The sequence below is a fragment of the Thalassobius vesicularis genome, from assembly GCF_004799325.1.
Lineage (GTDB): Bacteria > Pseudomonadota > Alphaproteobacteria > Rhodobacterales > Rhodobacteraceae > Thalassobius > Thalassobius vesicularis.
The window spans coordinates 170,967-188,205 of the sequence record NZ_SSMD01000003.1 but is presented as its reverse complement, the minus strand read 5'-3'; the positions used below and the strand labels follow the sequence as shown (position 1 = coordinate 188,205).

Sequence of the window (17,239 nt, the reverse complement as noted above, 5' to 3'; positions counted from 1 at the left end):
TGGCTTCTTTCTGATAAAAATACTCATATCCCGGAACAGCCACAGGCCCCGCCCCCGATCACAAAGGCGCAATATCTCCCTGCGCGCGCTGAGCATGGAACTCCGCTTCCCACGCGGCGAACCGACCGGCCTCGATTGCGTCACGCATGCCCTGCATCAGCTCCTGATAATAATGCAGGTTATGCCAGGTCAGCAGCATCCCGCAGATCATCTCTTTCGCGCGGAACACATGGTGCAGATAGGCCCGGCTGTAGTTGCGGCAGGCCGGGCAGGTGCAGTCCTCGTCCAGCGGGCGCGGGTCGTCCTGGTGGCGAGCATTCTTGATGTTGACCATGCCGTGCCGCGTCCACGCCTGCCCCGTCCGCCCCGAGCGCGACGGCAGCACGCAATCCATCATGTCGATGCCGCGCTTGACGGCGCCCACGATGTCATCGGGCTTGCCCACGCCCATCAGATAGCGCGGCTTGTCCTGCGGCAGGAAATCCGGCGCATAGTCCAGCACGCCGAACATCGCCTCCTGCCCTTCGCCAACGGCCAGACCGCCAACCGCATAGCCGTCGAACCCGATCTCGACCAGCGCCTTGGCGCTTTCCTCGCGCAACTCAGGCGTCACGCCGCCCTGCATGATCCCGAACAACGCATGCCCCGGCCGGTCGCCGAACGCATCGCGCGAGCGTTGCGCCCACCGCATCGACAGGCGCATCGACTGGGCCACGCGCTTTTCATCCGCCGGCAGCGCCGGGCATTCGTCGAAACACATAACGATGTCCGAGCCCAAAAGACGCTGAATTTCCATCGACCGTTCCGGCGACAGGAAATGCCGCGAGCCGTCGACGTGGGATTTGAAGGTCACGCCCTCCTCGGTCAGCTTGCGCAGGTCCGACAGACTCATCACCTGGAACCCGCCCGAGTCCGTCAGGATCGGCTTGGACCAGTTCATGAACTTGTGCAGCCCGCCCAGACGGTCCACCCGCTCGGCCGTGGGGCGCAGCATCAGGTGATAGGTGTTGCCCAGCAGGATATCCGCCCCGGTCGCTGCAACGCTTTCCGGCATCATCGCCTTGACAGTCGCAGCTGTCCCGACGGGCATGAAGGCGGGCGTACGAATTTCGCCCCGCGGCGTACGGATCACCCCGCGCCGGGCCTTGCCATCGGTCGCCATCAGCTGGAACGAGAATTTTTCGGCCATTTCAGCCCCCATTGTCTGCACAACCCGCCGCTTTTCCCACTCCGCACAAGAAATGCCAAGCATTGAAAAGCATTCTGCACGCCACATACTGTGCGGAACCGGAGGAAAATCATGACCCAGCTGATCCAGTCAGACCTGAGCGAGGGCGTCTTGACGCTGACCTTGGGCAATGGCGTCGCGCACCCGCTGTCGCTGGCGATGATCGCCGAGCTGCACACTCACCTGCGGGACGCCGCCAGCAACCCCGACGCCCGCGTGATCATCCTGCACGGCCCCGGCAAGATCTTCTGCGCGGGCCATGACCTCAAGGAGATCGCCGCCCACCGGACCGACCCCGACCAGGGACGCGCCTACCTGACCGAGCTGTTCGAGACCTGCGGCGCCATGATGCAGGACATCACCAACGCGCCGCAGCCCGTGATCGCCGTGGTCGAGGGGATCGCCACAGCGGGCGGCCTGCAACTGGTTGCGGCCTGCGATCTGGCCTATGCCTCTGAAAATGCGACCTTCTGCCTGCCGGGGGTCAGGAATGGCGGCTTCTGCACCACCCCTGCCGTCGCGGTGTCGCGCAACCTGTCGCGCAAACATATCATGGAGCTGGCCCTGTCCGGCGACGCCTTTGACGCCCGTTGGGCGCAGGAAAACGGGCTGATCAACCGCATTCTGCCCGCGGACGAACTGCTTGATTTCACGATGACTTTCGCCCGAACCTTGGCCACGCGGAACAGCAGCGCCATCGCGCAAGGCAAACAGGCGCTGTACCAACACCTGACCCTGCCGCTGGATCAGGCCTATGACATGGCCACGCGCGTGATGATCGGTCATTTCATGGATCCCGCCCGCATCGCCAAGGAAAAATCACGCTAGCGCCTTGCCGCATATGCAAAAAGACCTAGCCTCTCACTCTGGACGAAGCGGACGACATTCCTTATATCTTCGCTCAGGAAATACAGGACAGGTCCATGACCCAAAACGCCGAGCCCCTGGAGGGCATCCCGCTAATCGCGCCCTCGTCAATCGACCATCCGCTGTTCGACAGCGTGGTGGATGGCTGCCGCACCGTCTATGACCCGGAAATTCCGGTCAACATCTATGACCTTGGGCTGATCTACACGATTGATATCTCTGCGGAAAATGACGTCATCATCATCATGACCCTGACTGCCCCCGGATGCCCCGTTGCGGGCGACATGCCCGGATGGGTGGTTGATGCCGTCTCGCCGATCGAGGGGGTCAAAACCGTCGACGTCCAACTGACCTGGGATCCGCCCTGGGGCATGGAAATGATGAGCGACGAAGCCCGGCTTGAGCTTGGGTTCATGTGAAATAACAGTGGGTTGAAAGGCTAACTTCATGTTCGGAATTCCCGGCAAGCAAGCAGTCACCATGACACCGGCCGCGGCCCGTCAGATCGCCAAACTGATGGCGAAAGACGGCACTAAGGGCCTGCGCATCGGCGTCAAGAAAGGCGGCTGCGCAGGCATGGAATACACGATGGAATATGCCTCGGAAATCGACCCCCACGACGAGGTGATCGAACAGGACGGCGCGCGGGTGATGATCGCCCCGATGGCACAGATGTTCCTGTTCGGAACCGAGATCGACTATCAAATTTCCCTTTTGGAATCTGGGTTTAAGTTCAACAACCCCAACGTGACCGAGGCCTGCGGCTGCGGCGAATCCATCAAGTTCGCTGGCATGTGATGGCCGTCGACGCCGAGTTTCTGGAACACCTGTTGGAGCTGTTCTCGGGACTGGGCCCATTGCGCAAGGCGCGGATGTTTTCCGGCTTCGGTATCTACGCAGATGGTGACGCGATGTTCGCCATGCTGACCGGCGAAGGCCGCGTTTTCATGAAGACAGACGCGCAGTCGGGAGTCGAATATCTGGCCGCCGGATCGGAACCATTCAGCTACGCACGCGGCGGGAAAATCACGCAAGTTCATAGCTTTATGAGCCTTCCTGAAAGTGCCCTGGATGACCCGGACGAAGCACTTCGCTGGGCACGACTGTCTCTTCCCGCGGCTCAGGCAGCAGCTGTTCAGAAACGCCGCAAGGCGCGATGAATCGCCGCTTGGGGCTTGACCTTGGCGGGCCGTTCGCAATGATGCGCGGGTTCAGAATATCAATAAAAATGGGGTCATTTGGATGCGACGCAAGCTTGCCGCCGGCAACTGGAAGATGAACGGGCTGACAACCCAGCTGGTCGAGTTGGACAACATCCTGAAATCAAACGAAAACCCCGCCGTCGACTTGCTGATTTGCCCGCCCGCGACCCTGATCGCCTCTGCTGCCAAACACGCCCGAGGCTCTGCCATGATGATTGGTGGACAGGATTGCCACGTTAACCTTTCCGGTGCGCATACCGGCGACATCTCGGCCGAAATGTTGCGTGATTCCGGGGCCTTGGCGGTCATCCTAGGCCATTCCGAACGCCGCCAAGATCATAACGAAACCGATCAAATCGTTTGCAAAAAAACCCAAACCGCAATGGAAAATGGCCTGATTTCAGTGGTTTGCCTGGGCGAAAGCCTGGAGCAGCGCGAAAGCGGCGAGACCCTGCAAGTGATCGGCGCGCAGCTGGCGGGCTCGGTGCCCGATTGCGCCACGTCCGACACGCTTGTCATCGCGTACGAGCCGATCTGGGCCATTGGCACCGGGTTGGTGCCCTCGTTGGAGCAAATCGCAGAAGTCCATGATTTCATTCGTGAAAAACTGACGGAACGCTTCGGCACCGACATGGCAAACGGGGTGCGGATCCTGTATGGCGGCTCGGTCAAGCCGGACAATGCGGCCGAAATTTTCGGCGTGTCCAACGTCGATGGCGCGCTGGTTGGCGGTGCCAGCCTGAGCGCGCAGGACTTTTGCCCGATCATCTCGGCACTGGAAGCTTACGCCTGATTAACCCGCGATTTCGTACGATTCCCGGCCAAAACCGTACAAAGAAAAACGGCGCCCTTCGCGGGCGCCGTAACTTATTGTCAACCTGACCGTGCGATCACTTGGTGATGATCTCGGGCCCCATGAAGGTGGTCGGCAGCCAGGTGGAAAGGATCGGCACGTATGTCACCAGGATCAGGAAGACGAACAGCACCGCCAGGAAGGGCAGCGCCGCCCGGACCACGCGCATCATCGGCATCCCGGCCACGCCGGAGGTGACGAACAGGTTCAGACCAACCGGCGGGGTGATCATGCCGATCTCCATGTTCACGACCATGATGATACCCAGGTGGATCGGGTCGATGCCCAACTGAATGGCAATCGGGAAAACCAGCGGCGCCACGATGACGATCAGGCCCGAGGGTTCCATGAACTGCCCGCCGATCAGCAGGATGACGTTGACGATCACCAGGAACATCAGCGGACCGAAGCCTGCGTCCAGCATCGCGCCAGCGATGGCCTGCGGGATTTGTTCATCGGTCAGCACGTGCTTCAGGATCAGCGCGTTGGCGATGATGAACATCAGCGTGACGGTCAGTTTGCCGGCTTCGAACAGCGTGTCGCGGGTGTCGCGGTGGAAGAACACCGTGATCAGCGAGGCAGGCTTTTGCAGGAATGACAGGTTGCGCTGACCTTCGGGACGGGCCAGCGGACCCATGTCGCGGTAGATGAAGTTGGCGATGAAGAAGGCGTAGACGGCGGCGACGGCAGCGGCCTCGGTCGGGGTAAAGATCCCGCCATAGATGCCGCCCAGGATGATGACGATGAGGAACAGACCCCAGCCTGCCTCGCGCCCGGCCGAGAACACCTCGCCCCAGCCCTTCCACTCGCCCTTGGGCAGGTTGCGGATCTTGGCGATGGCGAAGATGGTGACCATCAGCATGGTCCCGGCCATCAGGCCCGGGATGACACCCGCCAGGAACATCCGCCCGACCGACACATCGGTGGCCGAAGCGTAGACGACCATGACGATCGACGGCGGGATCAGGATGCCCAGGGTACCCGCGTTGGCGATGACGCCGGCCGCGAAGTCCTTGGAATAGCCAACCTGACGCATCCCCGCGATCACGATGGAGCCGATGGCGACCACGGTGGCGGGCGACGAGCCGGACAGTGCGGCGAAGAGCATACAGGCAAACACGCCTGCGATGGCCAGGCCGCCGGGAAAATGGCCGACGATGGCGATCGAGAAACGGATGATCCGCTTCGCCACGCCGCCCGTCGACATGAAGGACGAGGCCAGGATGAAGAACGGGATGGCCAGCAGGGTGTAGTGGCCCGCCATGGCCTGGAACATGGTCTGCGCGATGGCAGACAAGGAGGTGTCAGACAGAACCAGCAGGAACAGGATCGAGCTGAGGCCCAGCGACACCGCGATCGGGACGCCGATCAGCATCAGGCCGACGACGACGGCAAAAAGGATTGCGACTTCCATGGTCTCAGTCTCCGGCGTTCATGTGTTTGACGTCTTCGACGGCGTCCTCGGCTTCGTGGCTGACGATCAGCGACTCGGCCTCGCCGGTGATCAGGCGGATGGTGGCCTGCACGAAGCGAAACAGAAGGAGGAACATCCCGAAGGGCAGGATGAAATAGGGAATGAAGCGGGGCAGCTTTTCGTAATGCTCGCCTTCATTCATGATCGGTTCGATCCAGCGCAGGAATTCAGGGAAGGGAATGTCCACCACCTCGTACCAGCCGCGATAAGAGGTGCGCTTCATCTCTTCGAAACCGGTGGGCAGCCAGCGCCCGGTGGTGGCCGGCAGGTTCGCGAAGTTGGCCCAGTAATCCCAGGCGCCCTTGAACAGCAGAACCGCGTAGAAGAGGCACAGCGCAGCGGCGACCAGCGCCAGAACCTTGCGCAGCGCGGGGCTGAAATAGACCAGCAGCGCGTCCACACCCAGATGCGCAGTAACCTTGACCGCGTAGGAGATGCCGAACAGCACCAGCCAGGCGAAGAGGTAAGTAACCGCCTCGAGCCCCCAGATCAGCGAGTGGTTGAAGCCGTAGCGCAGGATGACGTTGATGAAGGTGATGACGGTCATCAGGCCAAGGATCAGCGCGATGCCGGTTTCCTCGAACTCGTTGACCATACGGCCCAGGGCCGACTTCGGTTCATTATGGGTGGACATGGTGTATCCCCTTTCCCCCGAGGATATGAAAAACCCGGCCCCGTGCTTGGGGCCGGGAAGTTCGGCCTGTTAGCCAGGCTCAGTGTTTGGCGTTGATCGCCTGTGCCGCGTCGATGTTCTCTTGACCGACGTCGCCTTTAAACTGTTCCCAGACGGGCTTCATCGCGGTCACCCACTCTTCCCGTTGTTCCGGGGACAGCTCGCGGATAACCCCGCCCGCGTCCAGAATTGCTTGACGTGCCTGTGCATCAACGTCGCCCACGGCGGCGTTACGTGCAGTGGTCACTTCGGCGATGATCGTGCTCAGCTGAGTACGGACATCCTCGGGCAGGCTGTCCCACCAATCCGCGCCGGTCACGACCATGTAGTCGATGATGCCGTGGTTGGTTTCGGTGGTGCCGTCCTGCACTTCGAAGAACTTCTGACCATAGATGTTCGACCAGGTGTTTTCCTGACCGTCCACAACGCCGGTCTGCAGCGCGCCGTACACCTCGGAGAAGGCCATCGGCTGCGGGCTGACGCCGATCGCTTCCATCTGGGCCTTGATCACCTCGGAGGGTTGCACGCGGAACTTCAGGCCCGATGCGTCAGCCGGCGAGTTCAGCGGCTTGTTGGCCGACATCTGCTTCATGCCGTTGTGCCAGAAGCCCAGACCCAGCAGGCCGCGGCGCACCATCGATTCCTTCATCGCCTGACCGGTGTCGCTGTTCTGGAACTCGTCCACGGCGGCGATGTTCTTGAACATGAAGGGCAGGTCGAAAATGCGGAATTGCTTGGTGAACTGTTCGAACTTCGACAGCGAGGGCGCCGCCAGCTGCACGTTGCCCTGCAGCATCGCTTCGAGAACCTGGTCATCGTTGTACAGGGTCGAGTTGGGGTACACTTCCATGCACGCCTTGCCGTCCATCTCGGTGTTCACGCGCTCTTGCAGCAGCGACGCGGCGATGCCTTTGGGGTGCTTGTCGGTGTTGGTGACGTGGCTGAACTTGATGACGATCTCGCCTTCGTCGCAGCCTGCCGAAGCAAAAGCCGCCTGGGCGGTCACGGAAAGGGCCAGAGCCGATACGGCGGTGGTCAGGAATTTCATGTCTGTCTCCTCCCAGAGATCTTGAGACGTTGAAAGCGCCGCGTTGGGCGCGGTGGGATCAAGGTGCCACGTCTCAAGGCGCAGACAAGAAAAAGTGCAAAAAATTCATGCGATCTGAAAAACCGGTTATTTTTCAACTGCATGAGCTTGCAGAAAACGCATGGCGGCTATGCGGCGGCGCGCAGGTGTGCGAGATTCCGCACAGGCCGAAACCGGGGTTGTGCGGAAATCCGCACAAGCTGCATTGCGGCGACTCAGCGGTAGTTTTCGGGCTTGATGCCGTAGCGTGCCAGCTTGTCGTAGAAGGTCTTGCGCGGCAGCTTCAGGTTTTGCGCGGCCTCGGTGGCGCGTCCCTGCACCCGCCGCAGTGCCGCGATCAGCAGCGAGCGTTCGACGCGGGCCATCTGTTCGGACAGCGACAGTTCCTCGACCTGCTGGTCGTCCGCCTCGGCATCGCCCAGACCAAGGGCAAAGCGCATGGCGGCGGACATCAGCGCGCGGGCATTTCCGGACCAGTCGCGCGCCATCAGGCTGGCGATAATCTCGGGCGTGATCGGCGGCGGGGTCAACCCGGCCTGTTCGCTGGCCTGCGCGACGTATTGGCGGAACATCACGGGGATATCGTCGGGCCGTTCGGCAAGCGAGGGGATGCGGACGCGCATCACGTCAAGGCGATAGAACAGATCCGGGTTCAGCCGCCCTGCCCCGACGGCCTGCGACAGCTCGGCGGTGGTGCCGGCGATCAGGCGCACGGGGTCTTCGCGTTCCAACCGTTCCAGCAGCGCGAATTGCGTGTCGGCGGGCAGAGTGCCGATGTCGTCCAGAAACAGGCTGCCGCCCTGCGCGGCGTCATAGGCGGCGTCCAGCGCGTCGCGGGTCATGCCGGTGGCGGTGCGCTTGACGAAGGGCCCCTTGGCCAACGGCGACATCAGGTGGATCACCTCGGCGACCTTGGAAACACCCGAGCCGGGCGCGCCGGTGACCAGCGCCTCGGTCCGGGCGTGGCCAGCGATGCGGACGCGGGCGCGCAGCCCCTCGGCCTGCTCGGACGAGCCGAAGATCAGCCGCGCAGCCGGATCGCCGGTTTCCAGCTGCGCCTTGAGCCGCCGGTTTTCCAGCACCATCGCGCGGGTTTTCAGCGCACGCTCGATGACGGCCAGCAGATCGGAGGGCGCGCAGGGTTTTTCCAGAAAGCCAAAGGCGCCCTGGCTCATGGCGCGCACGGCCATGGGGATGTCGCCCTCGCCGGTCAGCAGGATCACGGGCAGTTCGGGGTCGGCGGTGCGGGCGAAATCCAGCAGGTGGAACCCGTCGCGCCCCGGCATACGCATGTCGGACAGGATGACGCCCGCGAAATCGGCGGTGATGTGGTCCTTGGCCTCGACAAAGCTGCCGGCGGGCAGCGGGTGCAGGTCGGCCAGTTCCAGCGTCTGGGCCAGCGCCTCTCGGACGGCCAGATCGTCATCCACCACCAGAACGCGCCGGATCATGCTGCTTGCTCCTCTGTTGCGGCGGTCAGTTCGACCGTAAAGATCGCGCCGCCCGTCGCCCGGTTGCGGCCACGGATCGCGCCGCCGAAGCTTTGGACCAGACCGTAGGAAATGGAAAGGCCCAGGCCCATCCCCTCAGACGCGCCGACCTCTTTGGTGGAATAGAACGGGTCGAAGATGCGTTCGGGTTCGCGGATGCCCGGGCCGGTGTCGGCCACGTCCATGCAGATGCGCGCGCCTTCGCGGCGCAGGGCGATCTCGATCCGGCGGACGGGCGCGCCGGACATGGCGTCGGCGGCGTTGCCGATCAGGTTGACGAGGACCTGGCCCAGCCGCACCTCGCCGCCCATGACGTAGAGCGGGGTGCTAGGGGGCGTCCAGTCCAGCGTGATACCGTCCTGCCGCAGGCGGGGTTCGGACAGCTCAAGCGCCGATTCCACGACGCCGACCAGATCGACGCGGGCCACGGGTTCGGATTCCTGCCGGGCAAAGGCGCGCAGGTTCTTGATGATGCGAGCCATGCGGCGGGCCATCGCGCTGATGCGGGTCAGGTTCTGAGCGGCGGTCTCGGGCTTACCGCGTTCCAGAAAGGCGGTGGCGTTGTCGGCATATTGCTGGATCGCCATCAGGGGCTGGTTCAGCTCGTGGCTGATGCCCGCCGACATCTGTCCCAGCGCAGACAACTTGCCCGCCTGCACCAGATCGGCCTGCGCCTTCTTCAGCGCGGCCTCGGCGGCGGTGCGTTCGACGACTTCGTGGCGCAGGGCCTCGTTGGCGAGGGTCAGCTCGGCGGTGCGCTCGATGACGCGGGTTTCCAGCTGGGCGTTGGCCAGCGCCAGCGTGCGGCGGCGTTCCAGCGTCAGGAACAGCACGGCGCCAAAGGCCAGCAGCACCACGGCCACGGCCGACGCCTGCAACCAGGCCAGACGCATGGCGGGATCGACGTCGATCAATGCCTCGGCGGTCATGCCAATGCGCGGCAGGTCGCGCCGCAGATATAGCGCGCGGGTCGGCACGTAAGGCGACCAGCGTTCGGACCAGATGTCATAGCCGCCCACGTCGCGGCGGGTAAAAGGCGGCTCGGGACCATCGGGGGGCATCAGGCCGCCAGCGCGGGTATGCCGCCAGAACAGCAACTCGGAGCGGTTGGTGATGAAAACGTCGCCCTTGTCGTCGGTGAAGAACACGGCGGGGCGGGCACCGCGCCATTCGGCCTCGACCCGGTCGATATCGGCGACGACGATCAGCGCGCCACCGACCTGCCCGCTGCGACGGAACACGGGGGCGGCGAAGTAATAGGCGCGGCGGCCGGTCTGCGTGTTCAGGCCATGCGCCTCGCCCAGGGCACCCTGCATGGCACGGCGGAAATACGGGGTGGCGGCCAGATTGGCGGGCTCGGTCCCATGCGCCGAGGCCAGAACCCAGCCGGCATGATCGACCAGCAGCACATCCAGCGCCGAGGTCTTGTCGGCGGCCTGCTGCATCAGTTCATCCGAGGGGCCGGACTGGATGCCGGACAGGTAGCCGGCAACAGCGGGGTGTTTGGCCATCAGCACGGCGAGTTGCTGGTAGAGTTGCAGCTGCCCGGTCAGACGGTCGGCGGCCAGCGTCAGGTCAGCCTCGCCGCGTTGGGCCAGCTGATCCAGCGCCTGCAGGTAGCCATAGCGCCAGACCCCTCCGGCGGCACCTAGAACGGCCGCAAGGAAGATCATCACCACCGCGATACGTCTGCGCAGATCCCGTGTCATGGCGGGCAATCTAGCGCGCACCGGATCGGAAAGACCAGAGGCTTAGCGGGCGGCCAGCGCCTCTTGCAGGACGGTGCGGACGATGGCGATGTCCACGTCCTGCGTCACGAAGGCTTCGCCAATGCCGCGCGCCATGATGAAACGGATCTGGCCATCGACGACCTTTTTGTCCTGCCCCATGAGCGCGATCAGACCGTCGGCATCCGGCAATTCCCCAGGAATATCAGCAAGATCGACCTTCATCTTCATGTCGCGCAGATGGGCACGCAGGCGGCTGGGGTCCTCTTGGCTGCACCAACCCATGCGGGCGGAAACCTCGAAGGCCAGCGCACAGCCGATCGCCACGCCTTCGCCGTGCAGAAGACGATCGGAATAGCCGGTGGCGGCCTCGAACGCGTGACAAAAGGTGTGGCCCAGGTTCAGCAGGGCGCGGTCGCCCTGTTCAGTCTCGTCACGCTCGACAATCTCGGCCTTCATCTGGACCGAGCGTTTCACGGCGTGGATACGGGCGTCCATATCACCGGCCGCGGCACGTGAAGCATTTGCCTCAAGCCATTGAAAGAATTCAAAATCTCCCAGAAGTCCGTATTTCACGACCTCACCGTAACCAGCCAGGAAATCGCGTTCCGTCAGGGTGCCCAAAACGGCGGTATCGGCCAGCACGAGCGAGGGCTGGTGGAACGCGCCGACCAGGTTCTTGCCCTGCGGCGCGTTGATGCCGGTCTTGCCCCCGACCGAGCTGTCGACCTGTGCCAGCAGGCTGGTGGGCAGCTGCACGAAGCGCACGCCCCGGCGCAACACGGCCGAGGCAAAGCCCACGAGGTCGCCAATCACGCCACCGCCAAAGGCCAGAACGACGTCGTTACGTTCGATCTTCTGTTCCAGAAGCCATTCGACGGTGCGGGTGAAATGCGGCCAGCTTTTGGTGCCCTCGCCCGCCGGCAGCGTCATGGAAACGCTTGAGATACCAGCAGCTTGCAGCCCATTCTTAAGGCTATCCAGATGCAGGGCCGCGACGTTTTCATCGGACACGATGGCGACACGCGGACGCTTGAGGAAGGGGCGGATCAACTCGCCCGAGCGCGCAAGCAGGCCGGGGCCGATGTGGATGTCGTATTCACGACCTTCCAGCCCAACATGAACGGTTTCCATCATTCGGCAATCTCCAGCACGTCGGGACGGGTCTGCAGCGCCTGAATGACCAGCTCGGCGGTGTCCTCGATCGAGTATTTCGGCAACACATCGACGCTCAGGTCCGCGCGGGCATACACCGGGGTGCGCTTTTCATAGAGCCCCTTGAGCGTCTGGTACGGGTTGGGTGTGCGCAGCAGCGGGCGCGAATCCTTGTGGCGCACTCGGGTCCACAGCACGTCCAGCGGGGCGTTCAGCCAGACGGCCACGCCTTTCTGGGCGATCATCTGCTGGTTCCGCTCGGCCATGAAGGCACCACCGCCGGTGGACAGGATGCAGCGCTCGTTCTCTAGCAGCCGCTGGATGACCTGACTTTCTTTTTCGCGGAAAAACGGCTCGCCATCGCGCGAGAAAATCTCGGCCACGGTGCGGTTTGCGGCGGCCTCGATCTCGGCGTCCGAATCAAGAAAGGGCACACCCAGCCGCGCTGACAGTACTTTGCCAACTGCGGTCTTGCCCGCCCCCATCATGCCCACAAGGGCAACCGTCTTTTTCAATTTCCAGCTCATCGCCGCGCTTTTCGGCCATCTTGCGCCGTTTTTCAATGTTCACGGATGAATGACGTGATCTTCGGGAAAAGGCCAGTTATAAGTTCGGAAAAATGCACTCACGGCAATACGGGCAGAAACATGGGGCGTCTTATCAAATGGTTGTTCATCCTGGTCATCCTTGGGGTTCTGGGGCTGACGGCCTACGCCTATGTGGGCCCCTTCCTGGGCGCCGATTTTTCCCCCAAGCAAACTGAGGTCCGCGAAAAGGTGCAGCTGGATGCAAGCTAGGTGGCTGGCGCTGCTGTTATGGCCGGCGACGGCTCTGGCGGGGCCTCCGCTGTCGGCGATCGACTGGTTGAACGACCCGGTGCCGGTGATCCAGCCACGCACGAATGAACCGCCCGTTGCCGGGGGTGTGACCACGCCCGAGGTGGCCGTCAGCCCGCTGGGCGCCTCGACTCGCGATTCGGTAGGGCTGTTGTCGCCCGCCGTCACCGGCCTGCCCGCCAGCCTGTGGCAAGCCAGCGCCGCCCCGATCATCGAAGAGCTGCTGCGCGCGCAAAAGCTGGCTGATCTGCCGGCGATGCAGTCGCTGTTCTACACCCTGCTGCTGGCCGAGGCCGAGCCGCCCGCGCAATCCGGCCCTGACGGCACGTTCCTAGCCACGCGGCTGGACCTGCTGATGGAGATGGGCGCGGTGGAACCCGCGCAGGCGCTGGTGCAACGGGCCGGACCCAGCACCAAGGCGCTGTTCGCCCGCTGGTTCAACGCCACGCTGCTGACCGGGGACGAAGACCTGGCCTGCGCTGAGTTGATGAAGGCGCAGGGGCTGGCTCCGTCCTGGGCTGCGCGGATCTTTTGCACCGCGCGGACAGGGGATTGGCGCGCCGCGGCGCTGACGCTGAACACCGCCCGCGCCCTGGGCGAGCTGAATGAGCAGGAAGAGGCGCTGCTGACGCATTTCCTGGACCCCGAGGAGTTCGAGGGCGAGCCATTGCCCCTGCCCCCGGTGCGCCCGACGCCGCTGGTGTTCCGCCTGTGGGAGGCCCTGGGAGAGCCGCTGCCCACCGCGCCGCTGCCGCGCGCCTTTGCCGTGGCCGATCTGCGCGACATTGCGGGCTGGAAGGCCCGGATCGAGGCGGCCGAACGGCTGGCCCAGACAGCCGCGCTGCCGGAAAACCGGCTGCTTGGCATCTACTCGGAACGGCTACCGGCCGCGTCGGGTGGCATCTGGGATCGGGTCGAGGCGGTGCAACGCTTTGACACGGCGCTGCGGGCGTCCGATCCCGGCTCGGTCGCGCGGGCACTGCCGAATGCGTGGCGCGCGATGCAGGCGGCCCGGCTGGAGGTGCCGTTTGCCCGGCTTTACGCCGCCGATCTGGCCAAGCTGCCCCTGACCGGCGAGGCCGCCGCGCTGGCCTTTGAGGTTGGCCTGCTGTCACCAGATTACGAGAAGATCGCCCAGACCAACGGGGCGCGCTTTGTGGGCATGACCTTTCTGATCTCGGTCGCGGCAGGCACCCCCCGCCCGGCCGCCGCCGCCTTGCCGCAGGAACGCGCGATCGTCAGCGGGTTCCAGTCGCGCACGCTGCCCGCCGACATGCAGGCCGCGCTGAGCGAGGGACGGATCGGGGAACTGATCCTGATGGCGATGCAGGCGTATGGCCGTGCAATGCGGGGCGAAACCAAGGATCTGGTGGCCGCTCTGGGCGCATTCCGCGCGCTGGGGCTGGAGGATACCGCCCGTCAGGCCGCCCTGCAGGCGCTGTTGCTGCGGCGACGCCCATGAGCACGGATCGCTGGATCTCGGCCCTGTTGGAGGCCCATGCCGCCGAGCTGGGGGCCGCCACCAACACGCTGCTGGCCTATGGCCGCGACCTGAAGGATTTCGCCGAGTGGTGCGCCGGAAAATCGCTGGCATTCGACACGCTGGCCCGCGCGGATATCGAGGCATACCTGGTGTTTTGCGACGCGCAGGGCCTGTCACAAGCGACGCGGGCGCGGCGGTTGTCGGCGATCAAGCAGCTGTATCGTTTCGCGTTCGAGGAAGGCTGGCGCAGCGACAACCCGGCGATCCAGATCCGCGGCCCCGGACGGGCGCGCAAGCTGCCCAAGGTGCTGAGCGTCGAGGACGTCGACCGTCTGCTGGCCGCCGCCCGCCAGACCGGGCGCAGCCCTGCCGATCAGCTGCGCAACACCTGCCTGATGGAGCTGCTCTATGCCACCGGGATGCGCGTGAGCGAGCTGGTGAGCCTGCCTCTGGCGGCCACGCACGGCGATCCGCGGATGCTGCTGATCATGGGCAAGGGCGGCAAGGAGCGGATGGTGCCGCTATCCCCGCCCGCCCGCGCGGCGCTGGCCGATTGGCGTGCCCATCTGGCCGCCGAGGCCGAGATCGCCAAGACCGAGGGGCGCACGCCCTCGAAATTCCTGTTCCCCGGGCGGGGTAAGGCGGGGCACCTGACCCGGCACCGCTTTTTCGCGCTGATCAAGGAGCTGGCCGTGGCCGCGGGCCTGTCGCCCGCGATGGTGACGCCGCACACGCTGCGCCATGCCTTTGCCACGCATCTGCTGGCCAACGGGGCCGATCTGCGGGCGATCCAGACGCTGCTGGGGCATGCGGATGTCTCGACCACCGAGATTTACACCCATGTGCTGGACGAGCGGCTGAAGGATCTGGTGCTGACGCATCACCCGCTGGCGAAAGAGCCGCGCCGCAGCTGAGGCGGCAGGATGTCCTGCGAGGGCCAGTGGCCGGTCAGCAGCGCCTGTTCATAGCCTTGGATCAGACCGGCCTCTTGCATCGCCCGTGCCGCGCCGTGGTGGTCATAGGCCAGACGGTGAAAGCTGACCTGCCCATCGCTGAGAACGGCATATTCCGTGCGCGCATCACCATCATTCGGGGGCATCCCGATCACCCCGGCATTGATCCAGTCGACCCCGTCCACGCGGCGCTGGAACGCGATGCCGCTATGGCCGCAGATCACGCCATCGACCGGGCCGACATGGGCGTGCAACTGGTCCAGTTCGTGCCTCAGCACGTCCTCGGGCGTGGAGGACCACAGGAACAGGTTGTTGGCGCTGACCCCGCCGTGGATCACCGCATAGCGCCGCCCGGAGTGGGTAAAGACGGCGATGTCGGGTAACCCCGCCATCCAGGCGCGGGCGTCGTCGGTCATCTGGACGTCGGCATGGGCGAACCACCCGCGCGAGGCCAGATCGCAGGCCGTGCCCTCGTCAAACCCGCAGCCGCAATCCTGGGCGCGGGTGGCCAGCTGGTGCTCGACATTGCCGGCGACGACGGGCATCCCGCTGGCGCGGATCAGATCGACACAAGGGCGGGCGTCGGCGCCGTAGGCGCAGATGTCGCCGGTGCACAGCAGCGACTGCCCCTGCCCGATCGCCAAAAGCGCGGACAAGGCGTGCCGGTTGGAATAGGGCCCGCCAAACAGCACGATCGGGCCCTCCAGCCGTCCCAAATCACTGATCTTCATGGCGACTCCCTTGAACCGGGGGGCATTGCCCCCCATAACCCTAGCGAAGCCAAAGAGATGGACAAAGATGGAAACCGCCCCCGTTCTGGACACCGTGTATGACAGTGCCTTCTGGATCACCGCCGCGTCGATCCTGCTGTTGCTGTTGCTGTCGGCGTTTTTCTCGGGCTCCGAGACCGCGCTGACCGCCGCCTCGCGCGGGAAACTGCGCGCGCAGGCCGATAAGGGATCGGCCGGGGCGGAACGCGCACTGAAAATCACCGAGGATAACGAGCGGCTGATCGGCTCGGTCCTGCTGGGCAACAACATGGTGAACATCCTGGCGGCGTCGCTGGCGACCTCGCTGTTCACGCGGGCCTTTGGCGAAAGCGGCGTGGCGCTGGCGACGCTGGTGATGACGCTGCTGGTGCTGATCTTTGCCGAGGTGCTGCCCAAGACCTATGCCATCACCAATGCCGAACGTGCCGCGGCAGGCGTGTCGCGCCCCATTCAGGCGCTGATCATGGTCTTCGCCCCCGTGGTGACGGCCGTGCGCTGGCTGGTCCGGGGCGTTTTGCGCGTCTTTGGCGTGCAGGCCGATCCTGACAGCCACATCCTGGCCGTGCGCGAGGAAATCGCGGGCGCGCTGTATCTGGGCCACTCCGAAGGCGTGGTCGAAAAAGAAGACCGCGACCGTATCCTGGGCGCGCTGGACCTGAGCGAACGGGCGGTGGAGGAAATCATGCTCCACCGTAGCCAGATCGAGATGGTCAACGCCGACGACGCGCCGGATGCGATCCTGTCGCAATGTCTGCAGAGCAATTACACCCGCCTGCCCGTCTTCAAGGGCGATCAGGACAACATCATCGGCGTGGTCCACGCCAAGGACCTGCTGCGCGCGATGCACAAGCTGGCCTATGGGCCCGAGGCGAAGGGGCTGGACGCGTTCAAGATCCAGGACGTGATCCGCCCGCCCTATTTCGTGCCCGACACCACGACGCTGGACGACCAGATGCGCCAGTTCCTTCGCCGCCGCACCCATTTCGCGATGGTGGTGGACGAGTATGGCTCGCTTGAGGGGCTGATCACGCTGGAGGACATCCTGGAAGAGATCGTGGGCGAGATCACGGATGAGTTCGACCCGGACGCCGCCCACCCGATCCAGAAAACGAAGGACGGCCAATACGTGGTCGAAGGCGCGATGACGATCCGCGACCTGAACCGCGCCACCGACTGGGCGCTGCCCGACGAAGAGGCCAACACGATCGCCGGACTGGTGATCCACGAGGCGCAGATGATCCCCGAGGTGGGGCAGGTCTTCAACTTCCACGGCTTCCGCTTCGAGGTGCGCAGCCGCGAGGGCAACCGTGTCACCAAGCTGAAGATACGGCCCTTGTGAGTTCGGTTGGGTGCAAAATTCTTGCAAAGAATTTTGACCGGAAAATCGGTGATTTTCCGGGCCTCCGGCGGGAGTATTTGTGATCAGAAAGAAGGCAGTGAT

General features: G+C 64.1%; 18 protein-coding genes. 9 read left to right on the top strand and 9 right to left on the bottom strand.

The window, feature by feature from the left end:
* Window positions 1-58: 58 nt before the first annotated feature.
* On the bottom strand, window positions 59-1,189 hold the full coding sequence (gene tgt / locus E7681_RS07380) for a tRNA guanosine(34) transglycosylase Tgt (protein ID WP_136338633.1): 1,131 nt from the start codon (window positions 1,187-1,189) through the stop codon (window positions 59-61).
* A gap of 111 nt (window positions 1,190-1,300) precedes the next feature.
* Here tgt and E7681_RS07375 point away from each other — a divergent pair, with 111 nt between their 5' ends.
* From E7681_RS07375 to tpiA, 5 genes are all read left to right on the top strand, one after another.
* Window positions 1,301-2,056, top strand: a complete 756-nt coding sequence (locus tag E7681_RS07375) for an enoyl-CoA hydratase-related protein (protein WP_136338632.1) — start codon at window positions 1,301-1,303, stop codon at window positions 2,054-2,056.
* Window positions 2,057-2,151: 95 nt separating this feature from the next.
* The gene (locus E7681_RS07370) at window positions 2,152-2,514 is read left to right on the top strand and encodes an SUF system Fe-S cluster assembly protein (protein ID WP_136338631.1); all 363 of its coding nucleotides are present in this window, start codon (window positions 2,152-2,154) and stop codon (window positions 2,512-2,514) included.
* Between the two features lie 28 nt (window positions 2,515-2,542).
* Window positions 2,543-2,893 (top strand): HesB/IscA family protein, encoded by a 351-nt coding sequence (locus E7681_RS07365; RefSeq protein ID WP_136338630.1) that lies wholly within the window; start codon window positions 2,543-2,545, stop codon window positions 2,891-2,893.
* A complete protein-coding gene (locus E7681_RS07360) occupies window positions 2,893-3,255 on the top strand; it encodes a TfoX/Sxy family protein (RefSeq protein ID WP_136338629.1) in 363 nt (120 codons plus the stop codon). Before E7681_RS07365 ends, E7681_RS07360 begins: the two co-directional genes overlap by 1 nt.
* Window positions 3,256-3,337: 82 nt before the next feature.
* Window positions 3,338-4,090 carry a triose-phosphate isomerase gene (gene tpiA / locus E7681_RS07355; RefSeq protein WP_136338628.1) on the top strand — a complete coding sequence of 251 codons (753 nt, stop codon included), beginning with the start codon at window positions 3,338-3,340 and terminating at the stop codon, window positions 4,088-4,090.
* A 97-nt stretch (window positions 4,091-4,187) separates the two neighbouring features.
* On the opposite strand, the gene E7681_RS07350 is transcribed toward tpiA, so the two are convergent.
* The 7 genes from E7681_RS07350 to E7681_RS07320 form a co-directional block, all read right to left on the bottom strand.
* Window positions 4,188-5,564: a TRAP transporter large permease gene (locus tag E7681_RS07350; RefSeq protein ID WP_136338627.1), complete on the bottom strand. Its 1,377-nt coding sequence runs from the start codon at window positions 5,562-5,564 to the stop codon at window positions 4,188-4,190.
* Between the two features lie 4 nt (window positions 5,565-5,568).
* Window positions 5,569-6,258: a TRAP transporter small permease gene (locus E7681_RS07345; RefSeq protein WP_136338626.1), complete on the bottom strand. Its 690-nt coding sequence runs from the start codon at window positions 6,256-6,258 to the stop codon at window positions 5,569-5,571.
* Window positions 6,259-6,337: 79 nt separating this feature from the next.
* Entirely contained in the window at window positions 6,338-7,345 is a 1,008-nt protein-coding gene (locus E7681_RS07340) for a DctP family TRAP transporter solute-binding subunit (protein ID WP_136338625.1), read from the bottom strand.
* 254 nt (window positions 7,346-7,599) lie between these two features.
* On the bottom strand, window positions 7,600-8,835 hold the full coding sequence (locus tag E7681_RS07335) for a sigma-54-dependent transcriptional regulator (RefSeq protein WP_136338624.1): 1,236 nt from the start codon (window positions 8,833-8,835) through the stop codon (window positions 7,600-7,602).
* Window positions 8,832-10,583 (bottom strand): sensor histidine kinase, encoded by a 1,752-nt coding sequence (locus tag E7681_RS07330; protein ID WP_136338623.1) that lies wholly within the window; start codon window positions 10,581-10,583, stop codon window positions 8,832-8,834. The genes E7681_RS07335 and E7681_RS07330 overlap by 4 nt, the downstream gene beginning before the upstream one ends.
* A 42-nt stretch (window positions 10,584-10,625) precedes the next feature.
* Entirely contained in the window at window positions 10,626-11,738 is a 1,113-nt protein-coding gene (gene aroB, locus E7681_RS07325; protein WP_136338622.1) for a 3-dehydroquinate synthase, read from the bottom strand.
* On the bottom strand, window positions 11,735-12,283 hold the full coding sequence (locus E7681_RS07320; RefSeq protein WP_136338621.1) for a shikimate kinase: 549 nt from the start codon (window positions 12,281-12,283) through the stop codon (window positions 11,735-11,737). Before E7681_RS07320 ends, aroB begins: the two co-directional genes overlap by 4 nt.
* Window positions 12,284-12,403: 120 nt before the next feature.
* Here E7681_RS07320 and E7681_RS18795 point away from each other — a divergent pair, with 120 nt between their 5' ends.
* Genes E7681_RS18795 through E7681_RS07310 form a run of 3 tightly spaced genes read left to right on the top strand, consistent with a single transcriptional unit; the run spans window position 12,404 to window position 14,989 of the window.
* Entirely contained in the window at window positions 12,404-12,553 is a 150-nt protein-coding gene (locus E7681_RS18795) for a hypothetical protein (protein WP_168733172.1), read from the top strand.
* Entirely contained in the window at window positions 12,543-14,054 is a 1,512-nt protein-coding gene (locus E7681_RS07315; protein WP_136338620.1) for a hypothetical protein, read from the top strand. Before E7681_RS18795 ends, E7681_RS07315 begins: the two co-directional genes overlap by 11 nt.
* Window positions 14,051-14,989, top strand: coding sequence for a site-specific tyrosine recombinase XerD (locus E7681_RS07310; protein ID WP_136338619.1), 939 nt, complete (start codon window positions 14,051-14,053; stop codon window positions 14,987-14,989). The genes E7681_RS07315 and E7681_RS07310 overlap by 4 nt, the downstream gene beginning before the upstream one ends.
* On the opposite strand, the gene E7681_RS07305 is transcribed toward E7681_RS07310, so the two are convergent.
* Window positions 14,956-15,759: a metallophosphoesterase family protein gene (locus E7681_RS07305; protein ID WP_136338618.1), complete on the bottom strand. Its 804-nt coding sequence runs from the start codon at window positions 15,757-15,759 to the stop codon at window positions 14,956-14,958. The genes E7681_RS07310 and E7681_RS07305 overlap by 34 nt on opposite strands.
* Before the next feature lie 67 nt (window positions 15,760-15,826).
* Here E7681_RS07305 and E7681_RS07300 point away from each other — a divergent pair, with 67 nt between their 5' ends.
* Window positions 15,827-17,137, top strand: coding sequence for an HlyC/CorC family transporter (locus E7681_RS07300; protein ID WP_136338617.1), 1,311 nt, complete (start codon window positions 15,827-15,829; stop codon window positions 17,135-17,137).
* Window positions 17,138-17,239 lie beyond the last annotated feature (102 nt).